Origin of the sequence: Streptomyces sp. NPDC046716 (assembly GCF_040645755.1) — a bacterium.
Taxonomy (GTDB): Bacteria; Actinomycetota; Actinomycetes; order Streptomycetales; family Streptomycetaceae; genus Streptomyces.
On the sequence record NZ_JBEYYU010000073.1, the window covers coordinates 1 to 25,126 of the forward strand.

The window sequence follows — 25,126 nt, forward strand, 5'->3', positions numbered from 1 at the left end:
GCCCGCAGGTACGGGGGCGGCCTTGTCAGCTCGGTGACAAGGCCGCCCCCGTACCTGCGGGGTCGCCCGGGCCTATCCGGTCTTCTGCGGACCGTCGCCCAGCCGGACCTTGCGGCGCAGCTTGGGCGGCCACTTGCGGGTGTCGCGCGGCTCCACGTACGGCTCCTGCCCCTCCGGCAGACCGCCGGAGATGGCACGCTGCCGGGCCAGCTCCGCGTCGAATTCCAGGCCGAGCAGGATCGCCAGATTCGACAGCCACAGCCAGACCAGGAAGATGACGACGCCGGCCAGGGTGCCGTACGTCTTGTTGTACGAGCTGAACCCGGCGACGTACAGGGCGAACACACCCGAGGCCAGCAGCCACAGCAGCACCGCGACGACGCTGCCCGGACTCAGCCAGCGGAAGCCGGCGCCACGGACGTTGGGCGCGCGCCAGAACAGCAGCGCCACCATCAGCGCCACCAGGACGAGCAGCACCGGCCACTTCGCGATGTTCCAGGTGGTGACCGCCGCGTCGCCGGCCCCGATCGCCTCCCCGGCCCTGCGCGCCAGCGGTCCCGTGAACACGACGATCGTCGCGCTGACCGCGAGCAGCACCATCAGCGTCACCGTCAGCGCCAGCCGCAGCGGGGTCACCTTCCACACCGGGCGGCCCTCCGGCAGGTCGTACACGGCGTTCGCGGTACGGATGAACGCGCCGACGTAACCGGACGCCGACCAGATCGCCGCCACCAGGCTCACCACGGCGACGACACCGCTCGAGCCGCCCGCGCCCTGGAGCTCCACCACGGCATTGCCCAGCAGATCCCGCACCGGGCCCGGCGCGAGATGCCGCAGGTTGTCGAGCACGCTCCTGGTCGCCGTCTCGCCGATGACACCGAGACCGGAGATCAGCACCAGCAGCGCGGGGAACAGCGACAGCACCCCGTAGTAGGTCAGGGCGGCCGCCTTGTCGGGCAGATCGTCGTCCACGAACTCCTTGGCCGTGCGGCGCACCACGGCCCACCACGAACGGGCGGGCAGATCGGTCGGATCGCGCGGCTCCGACGCCGCCAGGTCCTCCCGTGCCTCGTGGCTGTTCCGCTCACGGGCCATGGCGCCTCCTCGGGGCTGACGGGGCCGGTCTGCGCTCCGGGTTCCCGCGCCGACGCCGCCCACGCGTCGGCCCGGCCCGCGGGCGCCCCGGTAGGGTCACCGTCATGGCGGACTGGGAAATAAGACCTGCTCAAGCGGCCGACGTCGAGACGATCGTCGAACTGCGGGCCGTGGTGATGCGCCCCGATCTGGAGCGGCTCGGCCGGTTCGACCCGCACCGGGTACGGCAGCGGTTCCGGGACAGCTTCGTGCCCGCGTACGCCTGGGTGATCGAGGTCGGCGGCACGTTCGCCGGGTGCGTCGCGCTGCGCCCCGCCGAGGACGGCCGCTGGCTGGAGCACTTCTTCCTCGCGCCCCACCTCCAGGGCAGCGGCATCGGCACGGCCGTGCTGAGCCACCTCCTCGACCGCTGCGACCGCGACGACGTCGTGGTCCGGCTGAACGTGCTGCAGGGCAGCCAGGCACAACGCCTCTACGAGCGGCTCGGGTTCACCGTCGAGTCCGAGGACCCGGTGGACGTCTTCATGGTGCGCCGCACGCCGGACTAGGGCCTGTCTCCCAGATGGACGCCCAGGCCGGTCCGGCCCGGCGCGTGGTCCGGGCGCAGCACCAGGTCCTCGTCGTACGCGCCGCCCGCCTCGGCGCGGTACGCCAGGGGTTCCTCGTCGGGCAGCGTGCGCAGCCGCTCGCGCAGCGCGGCGGAGGTCAGGGCCCGGTCCGCCGTGTCGTGCCGGTCGGCGCCGTACACCACGAAGGGCACCAGCGGCGCCATCCCCGTGTACCAGAACGTGCCGTGGAGCAGCGGGAACAGCACCTCGTCCACGTGCCCGTGGATCCCGCGCGGCCCGAACCCGGACGGCCGCGCGCCCACCGACGTGACGACCAGCGCCCGCTTTCCGGCCAGGCCGCCGTCGCCGTAGCGCCGGGTGTGCCCGTCCGGCGCCTTCACCCCGAACCCGAGCCCCTGCACCAGGACCCGGTCGAACCACCCCTTGAGGATGGCCGGCGGCCCGAACCACCACAGCGGGAAGTGCAGGACCACCACGTCGGCCCACGCCAGCTTCTCGATCTCATCGCGGATGTCGGCACTCAACTCGCCGCTCGTGTAAGCGCGTTCCTGTGCCGCCCCGACGAACAGCCGCTCCCCGTCGACGGGCGAGGGGCCGAAGTCGTCGGCGTCGAGCACCGCCTTCCACTTCATGGCGTACAGATCGGAGACCTCGTAGGCGTGCCCGAGCCCGTCGAGGGTGCGGAGCGCGTCGGTCATCAGGGAGCCGTTGAGGGAACGCTGTTCGGGATGGGCGAAGACCCAGAGAAGGTTCATGCCTCCGATCGTGCGCGCCCGCCTCGGCCTCCGTCAGTGGCCAGATGGCCACGACCCAGAAGAATCTGGCCAGGCAGCGTCGTGCCGGTCCGTCCCGGTCGGATCGAAGAGCGCCGGCTCAGCCCAGCTGTCGCCGCATCAGAGTCAGATCGAGCCAGCGGCCGAACTTCGTGCCGACCTCCCGCACCGTCCCCGCGTGCGTGAAACCGTGCCGCTCGTGCAGCCGCACCGACGCCGTGTTCCCCGCCTCGATCCCGGCGATCATGACGTGCAGCCCCGCGGTCTCCGCCGACGCGACGAGCGTGCCGAGAAGGCCGGATCCGATGCCGCGGCCGTGGTGGCCCTCGGCGACGTAGACCGAGTTCTCGACCGTGTGCCGGAATCCGGAGTAGTCCTTCCAGGGACCGTAGACCCCGAACCCGACGACGTCCCCCTCGCTGTCGGCCACATACGCGGAGCCGCGCTCCAGGTGCGCGCCGAGCCAGGCCGCGCCCTCGTCCCGGGACTGCGTCGTGTCCGTCCACAGCGCCGTCCCGTGCTCGATGGCGTGATTGCGGATACCGAGGACCGCGTCCAGATCGCCCGCGTGGGCCGCGCGGACCTTCACGGACCCGGGTCGCGTCTCATATCGTAGATCCATGTCCAATATGATAGATCCCTTGGTCGAGCGGATCGGCGCCCGCATCCGCGCGGAGCGCGACCGGCGCGGCTGGACCCTCGCCGAGCTCGCCGACGCCTCGGGCGTCTCGCGCGCCATGATCCACCGGATCGAGCGGGGCGAGAGCAATCCGACCGCCGTGGTGCTCGGCAAGCTCTCGGCCGCGTTCCGGCTGAGCGTCGCCACCCTGCTCGACCCGGACGGGACGGCGGAGGCCGAGCGCGTCCGGCGGGCCGAGGCGGCCCCGCGCTGGCTCGACCCCGAGACGGGGTACGCGCGACGGCAGATCTCGGGCCCGGGGTTCCCCGCCGAGGTGGCCGAGGTCCGGCTGCCCGCCGGAGCCCGGGTGCCCTACCCGGCGGCGGCGTTCGCGTTCCACCGGCAGATCATCTGGGTGCTCGACGGGCGGCTCACCTTCCACGAGGGCGACTCCGTGCACGAGCTGGCCCCGGGCGACACCGTCGAGCTGGGCGCCCCGGCGCCGTGCGTCTTCGTCAACTCCACCCGGGAAGAATGCCGTTACGCGGTCGTGCTCGTCCGGGACGAGACACCGTGAGGCTGCCCCGGGGCGGGGTCGCGCTCCTCGGCTGCACCGCGGGGATCGCGATCGCCAACAACTACGCCGTCCAGCCCGCACTCGGCGACATCGCCCACGACACCGGCGCCTCGGCGGCCGCCATCGGGCTCGTCACCACCGCCGCGCTCACCGGCTGCATCGCGGGGTTCGCCTTCCTGCTGCCGCTCGTCGACCGCGCGGCGCCCCGTCGGCTCGTCACCGGACAGCTCCTGCTCCTGACCGCCGGACTGCTGCTCGCGGCGGGCGCCCGCACCCTCGGACCGCTGCTCGCCGCGTACGTCGTCGTGGGCGCGGGGGCGAGCGTGAGCGCGATGGCGTCGGCGATCGCGGGGCGCGGGGTGCCGGGGGAGCGGCGCGGCGCCGCCGTGGGGCTCGTCGCCGCCGGGATGTCCGCCGGGATCCTGCTCAGCCGTCTCGTCGGCGGGGCGCTCGCCGAGGCGCTCGGCTGGCGCGGCATGCTGCTCGTCTCCGCCGGGCTGGTGCTGGTCTGCGCGGGCGCGGCGTGGTCGCGGCTGCCGCGCGAGCGGCCCGAGCCCGCGGGCGGCTATCTGGCGACGCTCGCCACGCTGCCCGGACTGCTGCGCCGCCACCGCGTCCTGCGCCGGGCCGTCGTCCAGGGCTGCCTGTGGTACTTCGCCTTCAGCCTGGTGTGGGTGGCGCTCACGGTACGGCTCGCGCAGCCGCCGTACGGGCTCGACGCCGCCGCGATCGGGCTCTACAGCCTCGCCGGGGCGCTGGGTTTCGCCGCGCTGCCGGTGGCCGGGCGGCTCGGTGACCGGTACTCGCCGCGGGCGGTGATCTGCGTGAGCATGGGCGTGGCCGCCGTCGGGGCGGGGGTGCTCTGCGCGGGGCTCGGGCGGCCGGTGCTCACCGGGGCGGGGCTCGCGCTGCTCGACGCGGGGTGCTTCACCGCGCAGGCCGCCAATCAGGCCCGGATCCTCGGGGTCGATCCGCGGCGGGGCGGGAGTCTCAGCGGGGTCTATCTGCTGCTGTACTTCTGCGCCGGCGCGGTGGGCTCCGCCGTGGCCGCGTCTCTGGTGGCCCGGGGCGGGTGGGGTGCGGCGTCCGGGGTGGTGCTGGGGGCGCTGGTGCTGGCCGGTGTGCTGGCCGTGGTGGACAGAGTGTCGGCCGGTGGGGCTTCTCGCGCAGTTCCCCGCGCCCCTGAGGCATGCGCTTCGCGCAGCCTCCCCAGGGGCGCGGGGAACTGCGCGACCAGCCACGACGCGCCCTGATCACTGCTGAGCGCGGCGCGCTTCCTCTTCGGCGTGCTTCTTCTTGATGCGGACGTTCTCCTTGCGGACGTCGGCCTGCGTCGAGCGCTCCTGCTGGAGCCACTCGGGGTTCTCGGTCTTGAGCGCCTCGATCTGCTCCGTGGTGAGGGCCTCGGTGACCCCGCCACGGGCCAGGCCCGCGATGGAGACGCCCAGCTTCTGCGCGACGACCGGACGCGGGTGCGGGCCGTCGGTGCGCAGCGCGACGAGCCACTGCGGCGGGTCGGACTGCAGCGCGGCCAGTTCGGCGCGCGAGACGACGCCGTCCCGGAACTCGGCGGGCGTGGCATCGAGGTACACACCCAGCTTCTTCGCCGCGGTCGCGGGCTTCATGGTCTGGGTGCTCTGGTGCGAACTCATGAGGTCAAGGGTATCGAGCCGGGCCGGGAGGTCCGACCACGCCGGGTAGCCTGGCGGCGTGACAGGCACGGAAGACACCCCCGCACCGCCCCCGGCCCCCGGGTTCCGACTCGCGTACGTTCCCGGAGCCACCCCCGCCAAGTGGGTGCGGATCTGGCGCGAGCGGCTGCCCGACGTCCCGCTGGAGCTGGTCCCCGTGTCCGCGTCCGAGGTGGCCGACGTGCTGCGCGGCGGTGCCGCCGACGCCGGTCTGGTCCGGCTGCCCGTGGACCGTACGTTCTTCAGCGCGATCCCCCTGTACACGGAGACGACCGTCGTGGTGGTCCCCAAGGATCACGCCGTGGCCGCCGTCGAGGAGGTCACCCTGGCCGACCTCGCGGACGAGATCGTCCAGCACCCGCTCGACGACGTACTGGAGTGGGCGGAGCACCCGCCCGGCCAGCCCGCGTTCGAGCGGCCGGCCACCACCGCCGACGCCGTCGAGCTGGTCGCGGCGGGCGTCGGCCTGCTCGTCGTGCCGCAGTCCCTGGCCCGGCTGCACCACCGCCGCGACCTCACCTACCGCACGGTCACGGACGCGCCGGGCTCCGGCGTCGGGCTCGCCTGGCCCGAGGAGCGGACCACCGAAGAGGTCGAGGACCTCATCGGCATCGTGCGCGGCCGTACCGTCAACAGCTCCCGGGGCCGCGCCAAGGCCCCCGAGGAGCGGCCCGCCAAGAAGAAGCCCGCCGCTCCGGGCAAGGGCGGCGCGGGCCGCCCGCAGCAGAAGACGGCCGGCGGCCGACGGCAGGGCGGCAAGCCCCAGGGAGGCAAGGCGCAGGGCGGCAAGCGGGGCAAGCCCCGCAAGCGCTCGTAGGGGCGTCAGTTCGGCGCCCCGGCCCGCAGCCCGTCCATCACCAGATCGAGCAGCCGGCCCGCGCGTGACTGCCAGTCGCCCCGCGGGTCGATCTGCCACAGGCCCGCTATCGCCAGCATGAAGTCGTCGGTGCTCACGCCGGGCCGGATCGTGCCGGCCTCCTCGTTCGCGGCGAGCAGGAGCGTGACCGCGTCCGTCAGCAGACCGTGGGCGATGCTCTTGAACGTGCCGGGGGCGGACGTTGCCTCCCGCAGCGCGTTCGCGAGACCGGCCTTGGCCATCGCGTACTGGGCCAGCCGGTCCATCCACTCCCGCAGCGCCACCTCCGGCGGACGGGCGCACAGCAGCTGCGCGGCGGTGTCGGCGACCTGCTGCACCTCGTACCGGTACACCTCCAGGACCAGCGCCTCCCGGCTGGGGAAGTTGCGGTAGAACGTCCCCTGCCCGACCCCGGCCTTCTTCGCGATCGCGCTCAGCGGCGCGTCGGCCGATCTGGTCAGCTCGCTGAGGGCCACCTCCAGGATGCGCTCGCGATTGCGCTGGGCGTCCGAGCGCAGCGGCGCCTGCTTCTCAGGGTGTCCCACGCTTCCTCCTTCGGCCGTGGCGCGGAAACGTCCTTGCTGGGCGGACAGTTGTCCACTACGGTCGAAGACCATAGAACGGACAGGTGTCCACTTAGGTTCACCATAGTGTCCCCGCGACGCAACCCCACACCGAGGCGTCCCACCGGGACGTAGTTCACCGCCGCCCCCTCCTGCGTACAGCGCCGATTCTCCTCGCACCAGAGCAACGCAACTGCGAAAGAAGGCTGTTCATGGCTCCGGCCGACAACTCCGCGTCCAGCACGATCACTCTGCACGTCAACGGGGAGAAGTACACCCTGCCCGTCGATCACCGCACCACCCTGCTCGACGCCCTGCGCGAGCGGCTCGATCTCACCGGCACCAAGAAAGGCTGCGACCAGGGGCAGTGCGGAGCCTGCACGGTGCTCGTGGACGGGCGCCGCGCGGTGTCCTGTCTGCAGCTCGCGGTCGCCGCCGAAGGACGCGAGGTCACCACCATCGAGGGCGTCGCCGAGGACGGCCGGCTGCACCCGGTGCAGGAGGCGTTCCTCGAGCTCGACGGATACCAGTGCGGCTACTGCACCCCTGGCCAGATCTGCTCGGCGCTCGCCGTCCTGGACGAGCACGCGGCGGGCTGGCCCAGCGCGGCCACCGGCGACGTGCGCCCCGAGGCCGGACCGCCACCGCTGACCCCGGAGGAGATCAGGGAACGCATGAGCGGCAACCTGTGCCGCTGCGGCGCCTACGGGTCGATCGTGCGAGCGGTGCAGCTGGCCGCCGAGGCGAAGGAGCAGCTGGCATGAAGGAGTTCGGTTACGAGCGGGCGCTCGACGTGTCCGGCGCGGTGGCGGTGCTCGGCGCCGACCCCGACGCACGGTTCCTCGGCGGTGGCACCAACCTCGTCGACCTGATGAAGGCCGGGGTCGAGCGCCCCGCACGCCTGGTCGACGTGCGGGAACTGCCCCTGGACCGGATCGAGTCCACCCCCGAGGGCGGACTGCGGATCGGGGCCACGGTCACCAACAGCGACCTCGCCGCCCACCCCGAGGTGCGTCGGCGCTACCCCGCGCTCAGCCAGGCCGTCCTGGCCGGCGCCTCCGGACAGCTGCGGAACATGGCGACCGTCGGCGGCAATCTGCTCCAGCGCACCCGCTGCGGCTACTTCACCGACGTCAGCAAGGCGTGCAACAAGCGAGTGCCGGGCAGCGGTTGCCCCGCCGTCGAGGGCGAGCACCGCAATGCCGCCGTGTTCGGCGCCAGCGAGCACTGCGTGGCCGTGCACCCGTCCGACATGGGCGTCGCGCTCGCCGCCTTCGACGCGGTCGTCACCTACGAAACCGCCGACGGCGAAGGCGAGTTGGCGCTCGCCGACTTCTATCTCGCCGTCGGTGACACCCCGCACCGGGAGACCGCCCTCCCGGCCGGCGCGCTCATCACCGGAGTGGTTCTGCCGCCCGCGCCCGTCGCCGCCCGCTCCCACTACCGCAAGGTGCGCGAACGGGCCTCGTACGCCTTCGCCATCGGATCGGCGGCCGTCGCCCTGGACGTGCGGGACGGCGTCGTGCACGACGTGCGCCTCGCGTTCGGCGCCGTCGCCTCCCGGCCCTGGCGGGCCCGCGCCGCCGAGCGGGCGCTGCTCGGCGGGCCCGCGACCGGCGAGGCGTTCGCCGCCGCGGCCGACGCCGAACTCGCGGCGGCGAGCCCGCTGCCCCAGAACGGCTACAAGGTGCCTCTGATGCGCAACCTCGTCGTGGCCATGCTCACCGAACTCGCCGATTCCGACCAGGAGGCCGGCCGATGACCACCACCACGACGACCACCGGGCAGCGCTCGGTCGGATCCGCGCGCACCCGGATCGAGGGCCTGGAGAAGGTCACCGGCACGGCCCGGTACGCGAGCGAGCTGCCGTTCACCGAACTCGCCCACGGCTGGCTGGTGCTGTCGACGGTGGCGCGCGGCCGGATCCGGGAGATCGGCGACGAGGCCGTCGCGGCGATGCCCGGGGTCCTCGCCGTCCTGCACCACCGCAACGCGCCGCGGGTGTCCATCGACTACATCGGCCAGCTCGGCGCCCCCGACCCCATCCTCGGCGTCTTCCAGGACGACCGCGTCCCGCACGCGGGCTGGCCCGTCGCGCTCGTCGTCGCCGAGACGTCCGAGCAGGCCAGGGAGGCCGCCGAGGCGCTCACCGTCGAGTACGACACCGAGCCGCACGACAGCGTGTTCCGCGCCGACCACCCCGCCGCGTACACGCCCGAGGCCCAGACGCAGGCCAAGGGCGACCTCGAGGCCGAACTGGCCGCGTCCGCCGTGGTCCTCGACGCCTCGTACACGACGCCCGAGCAGCACCACAGCGCCATGGAACCGCACGCGTGCACCGCCCGCTGGGAGGACGGCCGCCTGGAGGTCGTCGACTCCAACCAGGGCAGCATGTGGGTCGCCGACGAACTGGCCAAGCTGTTCTCGCTCGACCTGTCGGCCGTGCGCGTGCGCTCCGAGCACGTCGGCGGCGCCTTCGGCTCCAAGGGCGTGCGCGCCCACCACGTCGCCGCCGTGATGGCCGCGACCCAGCTCCAGCGCCCGGTCCGCGTCTCCATGACGCGCCGTCAGGTCTTCGCGGCCACCGGCTACCGCAGCCCGACCGCGCAGCGCATGCGGCTCGGCGCCGCCCCCGACGGCCGGCTGCGCGCCTTCGGCCACGAGGCCACCAGCATGACCTCGAACGTGAAGGAGTTCATCGAGTCGAGCGCCGGGTACGGCCGCGCGATGTACGCGGCCGACGCGCACCACACCGTGCACCGGGTGGTGCCGGTGGACGTGCCGACGCCGACGTTCATGCGGGCGCCGGGCGAGGCCCCGGGCTCCTTCGCCGTGGAGTGCGCGCTCGACGAACTCGCCGAGAAGCTCGGCATGGACCCGATCGCGCTGCGCGTGCGCAACGAACCCGAGGTGGGCCCGGTCTCCGGCCTGCCGTTCAGCAGCCGCAACCTGCTGGCCTGCTTCGACGAGGGCGCGCGCCGCTTCGGCTGGGCCGGGCGCGACCCGCGGCCCCGCACCCGCCGTGAGGGGCGCTGGCTGATCGGCACGGGCGTCTCCGCGTCGACCTTCCCCTCCGGGGTCGCCCCGTCCACGGCGTCGGTCACCGCCGAGCAGGACGGCACCTTCACCGTTCGGATCACCGCCTCCGACGTCGGCACGGGCGCGCGCACGGCCCTGTCGTCGATTGCCGCGGACGAGCTGGACGTGACACCGGACCGGGTCCATGTCCGCATCGCCGACAGCGACTTCGGGCCCGCCTGGGTCTCCGGCGGCTCGATGGGCACGCGCTCCTGGGGCTGGGCCGTCATGGCGGCGGCCCGCGAACTGCGCGAGACGCTGCCCCTCGCGCCGGGGGAGATCCCCGAGGGCGGCATCACGGTCCGCACGGACACCGCGGGACTCGTGGCCGAACTGGCGCAGAAGGAACGGCACTCGTTCGGCGCCCAGTTCGCCGAGGTCGCCGTCGACGTCACCACCGGCGAGGTGCGGGTCCGCCGGCTCCTCGGCGTCTTCGCGGCGGGCCGCATCATCAACCCCCTCACCGCGCGCAGCCAGTTGACGGGCGGCATGACGTGGGGCATCTCGATGGCGCTGCACGAGGAGGCGGTGCGCGACGAGACGTCCGGCGGCCATGTCGGCGCGGACTTCGCGGGCTACCACTTCGCGGCCAACGCCGACATCCCCGCCATCGAGGCCGACTGGGTCGAGGACCCCGACCCGACCGACCCCGTCGGCATCAAGGGCATCGGCGAGATCGGCATCGTCGGCACCGCCGCCGCGATCGCCAACGCGGTGTACCACGCGACCGGCGTCCGCCACCGCGATCTGCCGCTGCGCCCCGACCGGATCCTCGACGGGGAGTCGCGCAGGGCGGCGGACCCGGCGCCGGACCAGGAAGGGCCGCATGCTTGACCTGGCCGCCGAACTGGCCGAATGGGTCGCCCAGGGACGGGAGTTCGCCGTCGCCACCGTCGTCTCGGTGAGCGGCAGCGCACCCCGTCCGCCGGGCGCGGCCCTGGCCGTCGACACCGCGGGCGAGGTCATCGGCTCGGTCTCCGGCGGCTGCGTCGAGGGCGCCGTCTACGAGCTGTGCGAGCAGGCCCTCGCCGACGGCGTGCCGGTGCGGGAGAGCTTCGGGTACAGCGACGACGACGCGTTCGCCGTGGGCCTGTCCTGCGGCGGCGTCGTCGAGGTCCACGTCGTGCCCGTACGCGCCGGTTCTCCGTCCCGTACGACGGTGGAGACCGCCCTCGCGCTCGCGGCACGCGGCGACGCGGTGGCCCTGGCCCGGGTCCTCGACGGGCCCGCGCCGCTCGTGGACTCCGGCGGGCTGCTCCTCGTGCGCCCCGACGGCTCGGCGGAGGGCGCCCTCGGTTCGGCCGACGACGCCGGGCTCGCCGCGCAGGCCCGCGCCCTGCTGGACCTCGGGCGCACCGGTGTCTGCGCGGTACCGGAGAGCTCGGCGCGCTGCGGGGCGGACGTCACGCTGTTCGTCGAGTCGAGCGTGCCGCCCGCGCGGATGATCGTGTTCGGCGCGGTGGACTTCGCCGGGGCGCTGGTCCGCGTGGGCAAGCTGCTCGGGTTCCATGTGACTCTGTGCGACGCGCGGCCCGTGTTCGCGACGCGGGCCCGCTTCCCGGAGGCCGACGAGGTCGTCGTCGACTGGCCCGACCGCTATCTGCGGGCCACGGCGACCGACGAGCGGACGGTGCTGTGCGTCCTGACGCACGACGCCAAGTTCGACGTGCCGCTGCTGGAGGTGGCACTGCGGCTGCCCGTGGCCTACGTCGGCGCGATGGGGTCCCGGCGCACCCACGCGGACCGCTCACAGCGGTTGCGCGAGGCGGGCGTGACCCCGCGGGAGCTGTCCCGCCTGCGCTCGCCGATCGGCCTCGACCTCGGCGGCCGCACGCCCGAGGAGACGGCGGTGTCCATCGGCGCGGAGATCGTGGCGGTGCGGCGGGGCGGGACCGGGTCCCCGCTGGTCGCGGGGCAGGGCTCGATCCACGCGGAGTGAGAGGCGGTCATGGACGGTACGGAACGGCACGTCGACGACGGGGTACCGCTGGCCCGGTTCGCCGATCGGATCCTGGTGGTGTGCCCGCGCTGCGGCGGCCGCGCGACGGTCGTCCAGCGCCCGGGACTGCCCGAACTCCGCTACGCCACCGATCTGCTGGTGCGGCCGCGACGCCTGGTCTGCGCCGGGTGCGGCCGCACGGACGACTGGCGGGCGCGCCGCCGCGGCGCCGGTCTGGTGGGGGTGGTCCTGGGCGGCACCGAGGAGCCCTTCTTCGGGCGGCCCCTGTGGCTCCAGGTGCCCTGCGCCGGTCACGTGCTGTGGGCGTACAACGAGGGGCACGTGGCCGAACTCGCCGTCCACGTGGGCGCCCGCCTGCGTGAACGCGGACCCCTGGCGCCGACGCGGGCGATGATCCCGCGCCTGCCCGCCTGGATGAAGACCGCCGCCCACCGCCCCGCCGTCCTGAAGGGCCTGGCCGAACTGCGCGCCCTGGCCGCCCGCTCGGCGCCCGGGGACCGCCCGGCCGCGGCGCACGAGCGCGGCGACCGCCCACGCCCGTACGGCAGTCTGCCCTTCAGGGGCGGCTGCGACTGACGGGCCCGGTGGCGCTCAGGCCCCCACGGTGCCGTCGACGCCCTCGCGCAGGAAGTCGGCGTGCCCGTTGTGCCGGCCGTACTCCAGGAGCACGTGCACCATCACCATCCGCAGCGACACGTCCTCGCCCCAGCGCGGCTGATGCCCGGCGACGTCCAGGGACGCGGCCTCCCGCTCGATCCGCCGGGAGGTCTCCACCTCGGCCTCCCACGCCGTGAACGCCTCGGCGCGGGTCGAGGCGCTCGCGTCGTACGCCGCCTGGAAGTCGATCTCGTCGGACCAGACCAGCGGCGCCTCGTGGTCCTCGAACACCCGGCGGAACCAGGCACGCTCCACCTCCGCCATGTGCCGCACCAGGCCCAGCAGCGACAGCGTGGACGGTGCCATCGACTGCTGCCGCAGCTCTTCGTCCGTCAGGCCCTCGCACTTCATGGCGAGGGTCGCGCGGTGGTAGTCGAGGAAGGCGCGCAGGGTCTCGCGCTCCGTCCCGAAGTGCGGAGGCCCTACCCGGGTGTCGATGGTCATGGGATGTCCTTCGTGGTGAGACCGGACGGCGTCCGCGCGTCCCGTGACCGTACCGGGTGCCGTGATCTTGGGTGAAGGGGTTTCCGGTGGACCGCTGGTACGGTGCGCGGGGTCCGGACCGGGCGGGCGAGGAGAGAGGGGCACGCGACGATGCTGGCGTCGGAGGTGGCGCGGGCGGTACCAGCGGCCCAGGCGATCGCCGCGTCGCTCGGCCTGCCGGCCGACGACGCGATCGTGCTCCAGAACTCGAACAAGCTCACGCTGCGGCTGCTGCCGAGCGACGTCCTGGCCCGGGTGGCCCCGTCCGCGGACCGCAGCGCCTGGTTCGAGACCGGTCTGGCGCGCCGGCTCACCGGGGCCGGCTGCCCGGTGGCCGCCCTCGACCCCAGGGCGGCGGGCGACGTCCACGAGCGGGACGGTTTCGTGGTGACGCTGTGGACCTACTACGCGTCCGGGGAACCGGAGGAGACCGGACCGCGCGACTACGCGGCCGCGCTGCGGCGGCTGCACACCGGGATGCGCCTCCTGGACGTCCCGGCACCCCACTTCACCGAGCGGGTCGCGCACGCCCGGCGCCTCGTCGCGGACCGCGACCGCACTCCCGCGCTCGGCGACGCGGACCGGCGGCTGCTCGCCGACACCCTGGACGACCGCAGCCGGGCGATCACCGGGCGCGGCGCCCCCGAGCAACTGCTGCACGGAGAGCCCCACCCGGGCAACCTCCTCGCCACCCGTGACGGCCCGCGCTTCATCGACCTGGAGACGGTCTGCCGGGGGCCGGTCGAGTTCGACCTCGCCCACGCCCCCGACGACGTCGCCGCGCACTGCCCGGGCGTCGATCACGAGTTGCTGCACGACTGCCGGATCCTGGTGCTCGCGATCATCGCGACGTGGCGCTGGGACCGGGACGATCAGCTGCCGGACGGGCGCAGGCTGGGCCTCGAGTGGCTGGACCGGATCCGGGCGTAGCGTCCGCGGGGGCGCTCGGCGCCCGGCCCGAACCCGGCCGGCCGGTCCGGCCTCCGCCGGTCCTCTATCGGGCGAAGTTGGCGGCGATGCGCTGCCGGATGTAGTCGGCGGCGGTGATCGGCGGATAGCGCCGCTCGGGCCCCTCGATCACCGCGTCACGGTCGGCCTGCGCGAAGAACGCGATGCTGTGGCGCGCCGACCGGTCGTCGCCGGGCCCCGGCGACTTCACCCGGTGGAAGTTGGACGGCAGCCGGTCGTCGCTCCACCGCATCAGCATGTCGCCGATGTTGCAGGTGATGACGGCGTCGGCGGGCTCCACCGGCGTCCACTCCTGTGCCTCGGCCTCCTTGCCGGGGCACACCTGGAGACCGCCCTGCCCGTCCCGCTGGAACAGCAGCGTCAGACAGTCGAAGTCGGTGTGCGCGCCCGCCCGCCACACGTCCGCGGGGATCTCGGCGTCCTCGGGGACGGCGAAGTAGTGCAGCATCCGCAGAGTCGACTGGTACTGGGCGCGGGCCGGGTCGTGGGCCCGGGCGAAGAAGCCCTCGGGCAGGCCCAACCTGTCGGCGAAGCAGCCCAGTACGCGCATCGCGAGGTCCCGGCACCGCGCCTCGAAGGCGAGGGTGCGCTCCCGGAAGCCGGGCAGCACGTCGTCCGGCCACAGCCCGTCCATGTGCGGCCGGGTCACCTGGTACGACTCCTTCTGGTCCGGCGTCCCGACCGACGGCCGCACCTGGGTCATCGACTCCCAGCCGGAGTTGAGCCCCTTCTTCAGCCCGTGCCGCGCCTTGGTGTCCTCCGGGAGGGCGAAGAACGCGGCGGCGTCGGCGAACGCCCCGTCCACGACGGGCTGTTCGATGCCGTGATTCACGAGCTGGAAGAAGCCGATGTCGGTCGCGGCCGCCCACAGCTCCTCGGTGATCTCGGCCCGGCGGGCGTCGAAGTCGGTGAGATCGATCCGGCGGATCTCCCGCGCGGAGGTCTCCGTCCCGGCCCCGCCCATCCGGGTTTCCTTGTCCAACTCGGCCAGCTGATACGTGGTGTCGGTCATCGCGGCTTTCGCTCCTGAGGAGTGAGGTCCTTCGGGATGCAGTCACCGCCCCTGCGATCCCCACCGCGGACGCACAGAGGTCCGCGGGCACGGTCGCGGCGGATCCCGTCCGGGCCCGGCGCCGTGGGCTGGCACGGTCCCCGGTGACCCGGAGCCGTACGCGATGACCTCACTCTGCCGGGCCCGTGTTTCGTCCGGGGACCGTGCCGTTACGCGGCCGTAAAGGTGAGCCCGGCCGCCAACTCCTCCCCGGACAAGCGCACATGCTCCCCGTCCCGGACCAGCACCTCGCCGTCGACCAGCACGGCGGCCACGGTCCTGGTGCCCGCACAGGTCAGCAGCGTGGCTCCCGGATCGTGCACGGGGAGGCAGGCGTAGTCCCGGTCGAAGCGGTGCAGCACCAGATCCGCCTGCATGCCCACCCGCACCCCGTCGGGGCGTTCCTCCAGACCGAGGACGCGGTTGGCGCCGTTCGCGGCCAGCGCGAACATCTCGGGGAACCCCAGCAGATCGGCCTTGCGGTGCGCCGCCCGTTGCAGATACGCGCCGATGCGCAGCGCCTCCAGCATGTCCTGGGTGTCGTTGCTCGCGGCGCCGTCCACCCCGAGCCCGACCCGCAGCCCCGCCTCCAGCATGTCCGGCACCGGGGCGATGCCGGAGCCGAGCCGCATGTTGGAGAGCGGGTTGTACGAGACGCCGACCCCGTGCCGGGCCAGCGCCGCCCGGCCCGCCGCGCCCAGCTCGACGCAGTGCACGGCGAGCAGCCGCTCCCACAGGAACCCGGCCCGCTCCAGGTACTCGACGGCGCCGACTCCCGCGTGCTCCCGGCACATCGCGTCGTCGGTCGTCGTCTCCAACAGGTGCAGGGAGACCGGCAGTTCGCGCTCGTCGGCGAACGCGCGCACCGCCGCCATGCCCTCCGGGGTCAGACAGCGCGGATTGGGCACGGCCACCCCGACCGCCACCCGGCTGCCGCGCGCGGCCCCGATCAGCTCGTCCGTGTGCGCCAGCGACTCCTTCAGCGGCTGCATCAGACGCGGATCGAAGCCCCACTTGCGGGAGCCGTCGGCCCGGTCGGCGACCCCGCGGCACAGTACGGCCCGCACCCCGCTGTCCCGCAACGCCCGCAGCACCGCGTCGTGCACCTCGGGGGAGGGGTGCGGCCACATGTGCTCGACCAGAGTGGTCGTACCGCTGCGCAGGGCCTCGGCCGCGGCGGCGGCAGCGGTCCAGTACGCCCGCTCGGGGGTGAGCCGGGCCGCCTCCTCGCCGACGGCGCTCAGCCACGACAGCAGCGGCAGTCCCTCACCGATGCCGCGCAGACCGGCCTGGAAGAGATGGGTGTGCGTGTTCACGAGACCGGGCGTCAGATGGGCCCCCGACCCGTCCAGCACCCGCTCCCCGTGCGGTAGTCCACCCTTCGGTACGAGCGCGTGGACGCGGCCGTCGACGAGGTGGACGTCCGTCCCCGCGTGCCAGGTGCCGCCGCTGAGGACGGTGACGTCGGTGATCGTGTCGAGGCTCATCGCGCGGTTTCCTTCCGGAGACGGGACGTTCGGCCCGGGGTGTGGTGGAACAGCAGGTTGAGGAGGAAGGCGACGATGCCGGTGACGGCGATCCCGCTGTCGAGGATCGTGCGCGCGAACGAGGGCAGCGGCGCGTAGAAGTCGGGTGCGCCGACCGGGACCATGCCGAGCCCGAAGGCGAGTGCCACCGTCAGCAGATTGCGGGAGTCGCCGAGGTCGGCCTTGGCGACGATCCGCAGTCCGACCGCCCCGACCGTGCCGAACATGACGAGCGACACCCCGCCGAGCACCGCCCCCGGCACGGCCGCGACGGCCGCGCCCAGCACCGGCACGAAGGCCAGGACGACCATCAGCGCCCCGGACAGCGCCACGACGTGCCGGCTCATCACCCGCGTCACGCTGACCAGGCCCACCGACTGCCCGAACGTCACGATCGGGAAGGAGGACAGGGCGCCCGAGACCACGGTCGCCGCGCCGTCCGCGCGCAGCGCCCGCACCACGGTCGGCGCATCGTCGCCGCGCCCCACGATCTGCCCGACGGCGAGGGTGTCGCCGACGGACTCCACCATGTTCACCAGCTGCACGACGAGCATCGCGGCGATGGCGGGGACCACGAAGGTGGGCGCCCCGAACGCGGCGGGCTCGGGGACGGTGACGGTGCCCGCGCCGGTCACCCCCGAGCCGTCGAACAGGCCCAGCGGCACGGCCAGCACGGTCCCCGCCGCCATCGCGACGAGCACCGAGAACCGGGCGACGGCGGGCGGCGCGAGCCGTTCGACGAGCACGACCAGCACGACGGTCACGGCGGCGAGCGCGAGCCCCTTCCCGCCGCCCTCGCCGCCGCTCACGAGCCCGGCCGCGGACGGCACGAGTGAGAACCCGATGACGGCGATGACCGTGCCCGTCACCAGGGGCGGGAACAGATGCAGACAGCGCCCGAACCAGGGCGCGACCGCCAGCGTCACGAGACCGGACACGATGGTCGCGCCGAACACGGCGGCGAGCCCGTGCTCCTGCCCGATGAGCACCGCCGGGGTGATGGCCGTGAACGTCGACCCCATGACCAGGGGCAGCCGCGCCCCGGCGAGGCCCTTAAGGCCCAGCGACTGGAGCAGCGTGGCCAGGCCGCTCACCAGCAGATTGGCGCTGATGAGGAGCCGTATCCGGTCCTCGGGCAGATGCAGCGCGGTGCCCACGAGCAGCGGCATCGTGGCCATGCCCGCGTACGCGACCAGAAGGTGCTGGAGACTCAGCGGGACAAGGCGGCGCAGCGGCGGCCGTACGTCGACGGGGTGCGGGCCCGGCTCGGGTGCGACGGCATCGGTGTCGGTGGCGGCATCGGCGCGCGCGGAGACAGCCATCGTTCCTCCCTGAAAGCTCGGTGGAAGACGGCTGGTTAGCGCGCGGGGCGATGAACGGCCGCACGCCCACCGGCCGTTGCAGCCATGACCGGTGTGCGGGTGACGGTAGGCAGCGGGTGTTTCGCGGGCGTTGCCGCCAGGAAACCGCCGCCGACCGCCCGCCTCGCACGCCTCCCGGATTGGTCCAGACCCATTGACGAAAGGTCTGGACCTCTTTAGCGTGCGACATGCTCGCGACAACCAGGCACCCCCCACACCTGTCCGGCGTTCAGCGACCCACGGGAGCCCCCATGTCCTTCCGTCCCCGTACCCCCCGCCTCCTCGCCGCCGCCCTCACCGCGGCCGCGACCGTCACCACCCTCCTCGTCACCGCGCCGGCCGCGCCCGCCGCCGACACCTGCGCCACGAAGCCGAGACCGTCCGGGAAGGTCCTCCAGGGCTACTGGGAGAACTGGGACGGCGCCGCCAACGGCGTGCACCCGCCCTTCGGCTGGACCCCGATCACCGATCCCGCGATCGCCCAGCACGGCTACAACGTCATCAACGCCGCCTTCCCCGTGATCCGCTCCGACGGCACGGCGCTGTGGGAGGACGGCATGGACACGGGCGTGAAGGTCGCGACCCCGGCCGAGATGTGCCAGGCCAAGGCCGCGGGCCAGACGGTCCTGATGTCGATCGGCGGCGCCACGGCCGGAATCGACCTCAACTCCACGGCGGTCGCGGACCGTTTCGTCGAGACGATCGTCCCGATCCTGAAGCAGTACAACTTCGACGGCATCGACATCGACATCGAGACCGGGCTCACCGGCAGCGGGAACATCTCCCAGCTGTCCACGTCCCAGTCCAACCTGATCCGCATCATCGACGGCATCCTCGCGCAGATGCCGGCCGGCTTCGGCCTGACGATGGCCCCGGAGACCGCCTACGTCACCGGCGGCAGCGTCACCTACGGCTCGATCTGGGGCGCGTACCTCCCCGTCATCAAGAAGTACGCGGACAACGGCCGCCTGTGGTGGCTCAACATGCAGTACTACAACGGCTCGATGTACGGCTGCTCCGGCGACTCCTACTCCGCCGGAACCGTCGAGGGCTTCACCGCCCAGACCACCTGCCTGAACCAGGGACTCGTCGTGCAGGGGACCACCATCAAGGTCCCCTACGACAAGCAGGTACCGGGGCTTCCCGCCCAATCAGGCGCCGGTGGCGGCTACATGACGACCGGTCAGGTGGCGCAGGCCTGGAACACGTACGGCGGTGCACTCAAGGGTCTGATGACCTGGTCGATCAACTGGGACGGGTCGAAGGGCTGGACCTTCGGCGACAACGTGAAGGGGCTCTAGCCTCCCCAGCGGGACATGTTCCGCGCCTGGTCCTGCTGGCGCACGCGCCGCGTCATGACGGAAGCGGGAACGGCGAACGCCAGCAGGACCGGGGCCACGACGGCCAGCCCGAACCAGATGAAGATCGCGAGATATCCGTAGCCGGACTTGCGGCTGTCGGAGTCGGCCAGGAAGAGGAACGCCACGCTGATCGCGAACGCGACCGCCATGCACCCTCCGACGACCAGGGCGAGCCGGGTGAGAACGACGGCCCGCCGCCGGTAGGCATCGGTGATCTGCGGGTCCTCTGGCGGCGCGTGTCCCCACCGGGGGCCGGGCCTCGGTGCCGGCTGCTGAGCCGGCCGCTGGTCAGACATGAGGCCCAGTTCTACTGTGCGAGGGCGCCGTCGCGCCACTCGCGCAGGTCACTTCTTCGCGGCGTCCCACGCGCCGGCGTTGAAGCTGCGGAGCAGTGTGATCAGGGCCGCCCCGAGCCGCCAGTCCACCTCCGGGGCGTGCACGTGCAGTTGTTCGCCCTTGGACCGGAACTCCAGCGGGACCTGTCCCTTCGCGCGCCATCGGATGCGCCGGGGAGCGCGCGCGAATCCCCCTTCGTTCATCGGAACACTGTCGAACACGCTGAACAGGAGGACCAGCACCATCAGCGGCAGCAGCGGCCACCACAACCACCACCACACGATCCGGCCCTTGAAGCCCACCGAGTCGGGTCTGCCGGGCTGCGTGACGGTCCAGCGGGTGCGCAGCCCCCTGCCACGGAGCGCCTTCTCGCGCACGAGCGTGCCGATGAGCTCGCCCTGCGCGCCGAGCACCTGGAATCGGGCGACACCGCCGGTGGCCGACAGGGTCGCCACGGTGGCCACCCGCTCCCGCCTGCCGTCGTCGGCCCACAGCACGAAGGAACGGGCCCCGCTGCCACGGGCCGCGCGGTACGCGGGAATGCCTCCCTCAGGCAGGTCGCGCTCCACATAGACGGCCGACGGCGCACCCCCCGACCCGTTGGCGAAACTGACCATGGGCCCCAACTTCGCCTGTGCGCGGTCGTCGCTCCTCTTCGGGCCGGTGTACATGGTCAGTACGTTGCTCATCCGGTGCGCTCCTCGCTGGGTGACCGGGAAAGGCTCAAGTTTTACCCATGCGGGAACCATCGGGTGGCAAAAGCGGCGATGAAGCGGGTCAGGCGGCGACAGGGGCGCCCGTCGGGCCGTCGGCGTCCGGAGTGGGGTCCGCCGGGCCGAGCGGCTCGCCCTCCCAGAGCACGCAGCGCCAGCCGGTCTCGGGGGAGCCGTCGAGGATCACGACACCGGTGTTGGAGAGGGGGTGGGACGCCGAGTGGGCCACGTCGATGTTGGTGGCGCGGGCCGCGACCCAGGTGCGGATGGCCGCGCCGTGACTGACCATCGCCACCGAACCCGCTCCGGACCCGGCCGCCTCGGCGACGACGGCGTCGAAGCGGCCCAGGGCCTCGGTGCCGTTCTCCGCGCCCGGCATCCGCCGCTCGACGTCACCGTCCGCCCAGGCGAAAGCGGTCGTCATGTAGATGCCCGCGGCCTCGTCGTCGCCGCGCATCTCCAGCTCACCGGCGATCAGCTCCCGCAGTCCCTCGCGCACCACGGCCTCCAGGCCCCTGGCCTCGGCCAGCGGCGCGGCGGTGAGCTGGGTGCGCAGCAGTGTCGACACGTACAGGGCGTCGATCTCCTCGCCCGCCAGCGCCTCGGGCAGCGCGGCGGCCTGCTCCACCCCGAGCGGGGTGAGGCCGGGGCCGGGCACCGCGGTGTCCAGGAGGTGCTTGAGGTTGGACGGGGTCTGGCCGTGGCGGATGAGGATCAGACGCATGGGGAGGGGGCCTCCGGATCTCCGGTGATGTTCGGGCAGCCTCTCCACTGTGCCATCCGCCGCGGCCCCCCGACCCGCCGGACTACCGGTCGCCCTCGCGCATCGGCACGCGCACCCCGCGCTCGTCGGCGACCTCGGCCGCGTGCTCGTACCCCGCGTCGACGTGCCGGATGACACCCATCGCCGGGTCGTTGGTCAGGACCCGCTCGATCTTGCGGGCGGCCAGCTCGGTGCCGTCGGCCACGCAGACCTGGCCCGCGTGGATGGAGCGGCCCATGCCGACGCCGCCGCCGTGGTGCAGGGAGACCCAGGAGGCGCCCGAAGCCGTGTTGACCAGGGCGTTGAGGAGAGGCCAGTCGGCGATCGCGTCCGAGCCGTCCTTCATGGCCTCGGTCTCGCGGTACGGGGAGGCCACCGAGCCCGAGTCGAGGTGGTCGCGGCCGATGGCGACCGGCGCGGACAGCTCGCCGGAGGCCACCATCTCGTTGAACTTCAGACCCGCGAGGTGGCGCTCGCCGTAGCCCAGCCAGCAGATGCGGGCCGGCAGACCCTCGAAGGAGATCCGCTCGGCGGCCATGTCCAGCCAGCGGTGCAGGTGCTTGTTCTCCGGGAACAGCTCCTTGATCGCCTTGTCGGTCTTCGCGATGTCCTCCGGGTCGCCGGACAGGGCGGCCCAGCGGAACGGGCCGAGGCCCTCCTCGAACAGCGGGCGGATGTGCGCGGGTACGAAGCCGGGGAAGTCGAAGGCGCGGTCGTAACCGGCCTTGCGGGCCTCGTCACGGATCGAGTTGCCGTAGTCGAAGACCTCCTTGCCCTGGTCGAGGAAGCCGACCATGGCCTCCACGTGCAGGCGCATCGACTGCCGGGCCTTCTCGGTGAAGCCGGCCGGGTCCGCCTCGCGCTCCTTGTCCCAGTCCTCGACGGAGATGCCGACAGGCAGATAGGCGAGCGGGTCGTGGGCCGAGGTCTGGTCGGTCACGATGTCGATCGGGGCGCCGCGGCGCAGCAGCTCGGGGAAGACCTCGGCGGCGTTGCCGACGACACCGATGGACAGGCCGCGACGCTCGTCGCGGGCCTGCACCGCCAGCTCAAGGGCGTGGTCGAGGTTGTCGGCCTTGACGTCCAGGTAGCGGGTGCCGATGCGGCGGTCGACCCGCGACTCGTCGACGTCGACGCAGATCGCGACGCCCTCGTTCATCGTCACGGCGAGCGGCTGGGCGCCGCCCATGCCGCCCAGACCGGCGGTCAGCGTGATCGTCCCGGCGAGCGTGCCGTCGAACTTCTTCCGGGCGACGGCGCCGAAGGTCTCGTACGTGCCCTGGACGATGCCCTGCGAGCCGATGTAGATCCACGATCCGGCCGTCATCTGGCCGTACATGGTGAGGCCCTCGGCCTCCAGCTTGCGGAACTCCTCCCAGTTGGCCCAGTCGCCCACGAGGTTGGAGTTGGCGAGCAGCACGCGCGGCGCCCACTCGTTGGTGCGCAGCACACCGACCGGCTTGCCCGACTGGACGAGCAGCGTCTCGTCGTCCTTCAGCGTCTTCAGGGTGCGCACGATCGCGTCGTACGCCTCCCAGGAGCGGGCCGCCTTTCCGGTGCCGCCGTAGACGACCAGCTTGTCCGGGTGCTCGGCGACCTCGGCGTCGAGGTTGTTCATGAGCATCCGCAGGGCGCCCTCCTGCTGCCAGCCCAGGGTGGTGAGCTCGGTGCCGCGCGGGGCGCGTACCGGACGGGGCTGCGCCCCGGAGGGGCTCTCCTGAGGGTGGTGGCGGGTGACGGGCGGGAGGGGGGCGGAGCCGGTCATGAGACCTCCAGGAGAGCCGGTGTTCCCGACGGTACGGGGCGCCGGCGGGGAACGGGTGGATCACCGCCCCGGACGGGGAACGGTTCGTGCTCTGCCATCACAGAAGACGGGGGAGGCCCGGACCAGTGCGCCGGGGCAGATGTCTCGGATCCGAGACTGCTTCGGCCGGTGGGACGCAGGCCGCCGCGGGGCTCAGGCGGGGGAGTGGCCGAGCATCGCCGCCGTGAGCCGGGCAGCCGCGCGCCGCAGCCGCTCCACGATCTCGTCGACCGTGTGGTGCCCCGCCGCCCGCCGCCAGGTCGTGGACAGCGCGGCGACCGGCTGCCCGAGGTGGTCGAAGGCGGGCACCGCCAGCGAGCGCATCCCCTCCGTCACCAGGCCGACCTCCTCCGACCAGCCCCGCTCCCGCTCCACGGCGAGGCCGCTCCGCAGCTCGGCCGGGGTGCGCGGCCCCCGGCCCGTGCGGGTGATCAGCGGGCCCGAGGGGAAGAGCGCGCGGACCTGCGCGGGCGAGGAGTGGGCGAGCAGGGCGCGGCCGTTCGCCGTGAGGTGCGCGGGCAGCCGGACGCCGACGTCGGTCACGAGGTCCGGCGCGGGCTCCGGGGCGTGCGAGGCCGACGGCAGTTCCTTGAGCAGGTACACGCTCTCCGCGCCGTGCAGCACCCCGAGGTGCACGGGCTGGCCCAGCTGCTGGGCGAGCGTGCGTACCAGCGGGCGGGCCAGCCGCTCCAGGGGCTCGTGCCGCAGATAGGCGGAGCCGACCTCGAAGGCCGAGACCCCGAGCCCGTAGAGCTGTCCCTCCGGGATGTAGGTGACGAAGCCGCGGTCCACCAGCACGGTCAGGATGTGGTAGACGCTGGAGCGCGGAATGCCCAGGTCGGCGGCGAGCGCCGGAGCGCGTACCGGGCCCGGACGGCCGGACAGATGGAGCAGGATGTCCAGGGCGCGGCCGACGGCCGGGGAGGCGCTGGTGGGCATGGGGGCGGCACGGCCTTTCACGACGGGGCCTCACGACGGGGGCTGCCTGGCGCCGACCCTACGCCGGGCGGCGACGATCCGGGAAACCCCCGCGGGGCGGCGTGCCGGGCCGCGTAGCGTGCAGGCGTGGATCTCTTCTCACGTACCTGGACGGACCTGCTCACGACGGTCGGGGACCTGACGGACGAGGACTTCGCGCGGCCGTCCGGCTGCGCGGGCTGGCTCGTCCGGGACCTGGTCTGCCACCTCGTCATCGACGCGCAGGACGTCCTGATCACCCTGGTCACTCCCGCACACACCGCGCCGACCCGGGACGCGGTGACCTACTGGACCATCGACGACCACCGGCCCGGCGAGGACGATCCCCTCGCCGCGCTCACGGTCCGGCTCGCCGCCGCCTACGGGGACCCGGGCCTGCTCAGGTTCCACCTCGACGACGTCGGCTCCGCCGCCGGACGCGCCGCGCGGCTCGTGGACCCGGCGCTGCGGGTCGGCACCCGCGACGAGGTGCTGACCGCCCGCGACTACCTCGACGCGTACGTGCTGGAGTGGACGCTGCACCACCTCGACCTGATCGCCGGACTCCCCGACGCGCCCAGGCCGTCGGCCGAAGGGCTCGGCCGGGCGCGGGAGTTGCTGGAGTCCATCGCCGGCGCGCCGCTGCCCGCCGTGCTCTCCGACACGGACGCGCTGCTGCTCGGCACCGGCCGGCGCGCGCCCGACGAGGCGGAGCGGGCGGCGCTGGGGGAGGTGGCGGACCGGCTCCCGGTGATACTCGGATGAGCGGGTCGGGCCGGCGGTTCCGTGGCGGCCCGGCAGAGGGTGAACGAGCAGGGGGAGGGGCGCGGATGGCGACATGGGGGCTGGTGGTCGAGACCACCGTCGGCACCGGGGAGCGCAAACACATCGAGGCCGCGGTGGCGGCGCAGGTGGAGGGCGCGCGGGAGGACGCGCTGGCCGAACTCGAACGGCGGGCCCGGGCGTTCTCGCCCACGCACCCGATGAGCCCGAAGCGGCGCCGGCTGTTCCGGCAGACCGACGGGTTCCTGCTCGTCGTCGACGGGGCCTGGCAGACGTTCAGTACGCGGTTCACGCTGGCCGAGCTGATCGACGACTCGGCGGCACCCGAGCCGGAACCTGAGCCCGTGCCGGAGCCCGAACCTCCGCGGCCGGAACCGGCGCACCGGCCCGATCCCGTCGTGCGCTACGACGAGGACGGGATCCCGGTGAAGCCGTCCTGGCTCGGCCGCGCCGATCTGTCCTGACGCTCCCGCGGCAGGCTGCTCGGTGTCGCTCCCCGGCATCAAGAACGCGTAAAGATTGCCGGAACACGGCAATGCGCGGATCCTCCGTGGCAGGACAGGATGACCACGGCAGAAACG

Annotated in this window: 27 protein-coding genes; 13 read left to right on the forward strand and 14 right to left on the reverse strand. The window is 73.3% G+C overall.

The window, feature by feature from the left end; all coding sequences use genetic code 11:
* Window positions 1–72 precede the first annotated feature (72 nt).
* A complete protein-coding gene (locus ABZ930_RS35675) occupies window positions 73–1,095 on the reverse strand; it encodes a YihY/virulence factor BrkB family protein (RefSeq protein ID WP_361557674.1) in 1,023 nt (340 codons plus the stop codon).
* 104 nt (window positions 1,096–1,199) lie between these two features.
* Here ABZ930_RS35675 and ABZ930_RS35680 point away from each other — a divergent pair, with 104 nt between their 5' ends.
* Window positions 1,200–1,643 carry a GNAT family N-acetyltransferase gene (locus tag ABZ930_RS35680; RefSeq protein ID WP_361557677.1) on the forward strand — a complete coding sequence of 148 codons (444 nt, stop codon included), beginning with the start codon at window positions 1,200–1,202 and terminating at the stop codon, window positions 1,641–1,643.
* Here ABZ930_RS35680 and ABZ930_RS35685 read toward each other — a convergent pair.
* Entirely contained in the window at window positions 1,640–2,419 is a 780-nt protein-coding gene (locus tag ABZ930_RS35685; protein WP_361557680.1) for an NAD(P)H-dependent oxidoreductase, read from the reverse strand. The genes ABZ930_RS35680 and ABZ930_RS35685 overlap by 4 nt on opposite strands.
* Window positions 2,420–2,537: 118 nt before the next feature.
* The gene (locus ABZ930_RS35690) at window positions 2,538–3,059 is read right to left on the reverse strand and encodes an N-acetyltransferase family protein (RefSeq protein ID WP_361557683.1); all 522 of its coding nucleotides are present in this window, start codon (window positions 3,057–3,059) and stop codon (window positions 2,538–2,540) included.
* On the opposite strand from ABZ930_RS35690, the gene ABZ930_RS35695 reads away from it, so the two are divergent.
* Both ABZ930_RS35695 and ABZ930_RS35700 read left to right on the forward strand, forming a co-directional pair.
* Complete coding sequence (locus tag ABZ930_RS35695) at window positions 3,058–3,633, forward strand: XRE family transcriptional regulator (protein ID WP_361557686.1); 576 nt, start codon at window positions 3,058–3,060, stop codon at window positions 3,631–3,633. The two genes, ABZ930_RS35690 and ABZ930_RS35695, sit on opposite strands and share 2 nt — an antisense overlap.
* Complete coding sequence (locus ABZ930_RS35700) at window positions 3,630–4,886, forward strand: MFS transporter (RefSeq protein WP_361557689.1); 1,257 nt, start codon at window positions 3,630–3,632, stop codon at window positions 4,884–4,886. The genes ABZ930_RS35695 and ABZ930_RS35700 overlap by 4 nt, the downstream gene beginning before the upstream one ends.
* Here the strand turns inward: ABZ930_RS35700 and ABZ930_RS35705 are convergent, their stop codons facing one another.
* Complete coding sequence (locus tag ABZ930_RS35705; protein WP_361557692.1) at window positions 4,887–5,285, reverse strand: DUF5997 family protein; 399 nt, start codon at window positions 5,283–5,285, stop codon at window positions 4,887–4,889.
* A 58-nt stretch (window positions 5,286–5,343) separates the two neighbouring features.
* Between ABZ930_RS35705 and ABZ930_RS35710 the strand changes: the two genes are divergently transcribed.
* Window positions 5,344–6,141, forward strand: coding sequence for a LysR family substrate-binding domain-containing protein (locus tag ABZ930_RS35710; RefSeq protein ID WP_361557696.1), 798 nt, complete (start codon window positions 5,344–5,346; stop codon window positions 6,139–6,141).
* 5 nt (window positions 6,142–6,146) lie between these two features.
* Here the strand turns inward: ABZ930_RS35710 and ABZ930_RS35715 are convergent, their stop codons facing one another.
* Window positions 6,147–6,725: a TetR/AcrR family transcriptional regulator gene (locus tag ABZ930_RS35715; protein WP_361557699.1), complete on the reverse strand. Its 579-nt coding sequence runs from the start codon at window positions 6,723–6,725 to the stop codon at window positions 6,147–6,149.
* Between the two features lie 230 nt (window positions 6,726–6,955).
* Here ABZ930_RS35715 and ABZ930_RS35720 point away from each other — a divergent pair, with 230 nt between their 5' ends.
* The 5 genes from ABZ930_RS35720 to ABZ930_RS35740 are packed head-to-tail and all read left to right on the forward strand — an operon-like array spanning window position 6,956 to window position 12,357.
* On the forward strand, window positions 6,956–7,507 hold the full coding sequence (locus ABZ930_RS35720) for a 2Fe-2S iron-sulfur cluster-binding protein (protein WP_361557702.1): 552 nt from the start codon (window positions 6,956–6,958) through the stop codon (window positions 7,505–7,507).
* Window positions 7,504–8,505: a xanthine dehydrogenase family protein subunit M gene (locus ABZ930_RS35725; protein WP_361557705.1), complete on the forward strand. Its 1,002-nt coding sequence runs from the start codon at window positions 7,504–7,506 to the stop codon at window positions 8,503–8,505. The genes ABZ930_RS35720 and ABZ930_RS35725 overlap by 4 nt, the downstream gene beginning before the upstream one ends.
* The gene (locus ABZ930_RS35730) at window positions 8,502–10,655 is read left to right on the forward strand and encodes a xanthine dehydrogenase family protein molybdopterin-binding subunit (protein ID WP_361557708.1); all 2,154 of its coding nucleotides are present in this window, start codon (window positions 8,502–8,504) and stop codon (window positions 10,653–10,655) included. The genes ABZ930_RS35725 and ABZ930_RS35730 overlap by 4 nt, the downstream gene beginning before the upstream one ends.
* On the forward strand, window positions 10,648–11,760 hold the full coding sequence (locus ABZ930_RS35735) for an XdhC/CoxI family protein (protein ID WP_361557711.1): 1,113 nt from the start codon (window positions 10,648–10,650) through the stop codon (window positions 11,758–11,760). Before ABZ930_RS35730 ends, ABZ930_RS35735 begins: the two co-directional genes overlap by 8 nt.
* 9 nt (window positions 11,761–11,769) lie before the next feature.
* Complete coding sequence (locus ABZ930_RS35740; RefSeq protein WP_361557714.1) at window positions 11,770–12,357, forward strand: hypothetical protein; 588 nt, start codon at window positions 11,770–11,772, stop codon at window positions 12,355–12,357.
* Between the two features lie 15 nt (window positions 12,358–12,372).
* Here ABZ930_RS35740 and ABZ930_RS35745 read toward each other — a convergent pair whose 3' ends face one another.
* On the reverse strand, window positions 12,373–12,882 hold the full coding sequence (locus ABZ930_RS35745) for a DinB family protein (RefSeq protein ID WP_361557717.1): 510 nt from the start codon (window positions 12,880–12,882) through the stop codon (window positions 12,373–12,375).
* Between the two features lie 150 nt (window positions 12,883–13,032).
* Here ABZ930_RS35745 and ABZ930_RS35750 point away from each other — a divergent pair, with 150 nt between their 5' ends.
* Window positions 13,033–13,851: a phosphotransferase gene (locus tag ABZ930_RS35750; protein ID WP_361557720.1), complete on the forward strand. Its 819-nt coding sequence runs from the start codon at window positions 13,033–13,035 to the stop codon at window positions 13,849–13,851.
* A gap of 64 nt (window positions 13,852–13,915) precedes the next feature.
* On the opposite strand, the gene ABZ930_RS35755 is transcribed toward ABZ930_RS35750, so the two are convergent.
* The 3 genes from ABZ930_RS35755 to ABZ930_RS35765 all read right to left on the reverse strand — a co-directional run bounded on the left by ABZ930_RS35755 (window position 13,916) and on the right by ABZ930_RS35765 (window position 17,789).
* Window positions 13,916–14,902 carry a 2-oxoglutarate and iron-dependent oxygenase domain-containing protein gene (locus ABZ930_RS35755; RefSeq protein WP_361557723.1) on the reverse strand — a complete coding sequence of 329 codons (987 nt, stop codon included), beginning with the start codon at window positions 14,900–14,902 and terminating at the stop codon, window positions 13,916–13,918.
* A 209-nt stretch (window positions 14,903–15,111) separates the two neighbouring features.
* Window positions 15,112–16,428, reverse strand: coding sequence for an amidohydrolase family protein (locus ABZ930_RS35760; protein ID WP_361557726.1), 1,317 nt, complete (start codon window positions 16,426–16,428; stop codon window positions 15,112–15,114).
* Window positions 16,425–17,789: a solute carrier family 23 protein gene (locus ABZ930_RS35765; RefSeq protein WP_361557729.1), complete on the reverse strand. Its 1,365-nt coding sequence runs from the start codon at window positions 17,787–17,789 to the stop codon at window positions 16,425–16,427. The genes ABZ930_RS35760 and ABZ930_RS35765 overlap by 4 nt, the downstream gene beginning before the upstream one ends.
* A gap of 290 nt (window positions 17,790–18,079) precedes the next feature.
* Between ABZ930_RS35765 and ABZ930_RS35770 the strand changes: the two genes are divergently transcribed.
* A complete protein-coding gene (locus tag ABZ930_RS35770; protein WP_361557732.1) occupies window positions 18,080–19,129 on the forward strand; it encodes a chitinase in 1,050 nt (349 codons plus the stop codon).
* Here the strand turns inward: ABZ930_RS35770 and ABZ930_RS35775 are convergent.
* The 5 genes from ABZ930_RS35775 to ABZ930_RS35795 form a co-directional block, all read right to left on the reverse strand.
* Entirely contained in the window at window positions 19,126–19,485 is a 360-nt protein-coding gene (locus tag ABZ930_RS35775) for a hypothetical protein (RefSeq protein WP_361557735.1), read from the reverse strand. The genes ABZ930_RS35770 and ABZ930_RS35775 overlap by 4 nt on opposite strands.
* Window positions 19,486–19,533: 48 nt before the next feature.
* On the reverse strand, window positions 19,534–20,214 hold the full coding sequence (locus ABZ930_RS35780) for a hypothetical protein (protein ID WP_361557738.1): 681 nt from the start codon (window positions 20,212–20,214) through the stop codon (window positions 19,534–19,536).
* Window positions 20,215–20,302: 88 nt separating this feature from the next.
* Window positions 20,303–20,962, reverse strand: a complete 660-nt coding sequence (locus ABZ930_RS35785; protein ID WP_361557741.1) for a histidine phosphatase family protein — start codon at window positions 20,960–20,962, stop codon at window positions 20,303–20,305.
* Between the two features lie 82 nt (window positions 20,963–21,044).
* Window positions 21,045–22,766 carry a urocanate hydratase gene (gene hutU / locus ABZ930_RS35790; protein WP_361557744.1) on the reverse strand — a complete coding sequence of 574 codons (1,722 nt, stop codon included), beginning with the start codon at window positions 22,764–22,766 and terminating at the stop codon, window positions 21,045–21,047.
* A gap of 192 nt (window positions 22,767–22,958) precedes the next feature.
* The gene (locus ABZ930_RS35795) at window positions 22,959–23,744 is read right to left on the reverse strand and encodes an IclR family transcriptional regulator (RefSeq protein WP_361557747.1); all 786 of its coding nucleotides are present in this window, start codon (window positions 23,742–23,744) and stop codon (window positions 22,959–22,961) included.
* A 126-nt stretch (window positions 23,745–23,870) separates the two neighbouring features.
* Between ABZ930_RS35795 and ABZ930_RS35800 the strand changes: the two genes are divergently transcribed.
* Both ABZ930_RS35800 and ABZ930_RS35805 read left to right on the forward strand, forming a co-directional pair.
* Window positions 23,871–24,527: a maleylpyruvate isomerase N-terminal domain-containing protein gene (locus ABZ930_RS35800; protein WP_361557750.1), complete on the forward strand. Its 657-nt coding sequence runs from the start codon at window positions 23,871–23,873 to the stop codon at window positions 24,525–24,527.
* Window positions 24,528–24,592: 65 nt separating this feature from the next.
* The gene (locus ABZ930_RS35805; RefSeq protein WP_361557753.1) at window positions 24,593–25,009 is read left to right on the forward strand and encodes a hypothetical protein; all 417 of its coding nucleotides are present in this window, start codon (window positions 24,593–24,595) and stop codon (window positions 25,007–25,009) included.
* The last annotated feature ends 117 nt before the right edge of the window (window positions 25,010–25,126 follow it).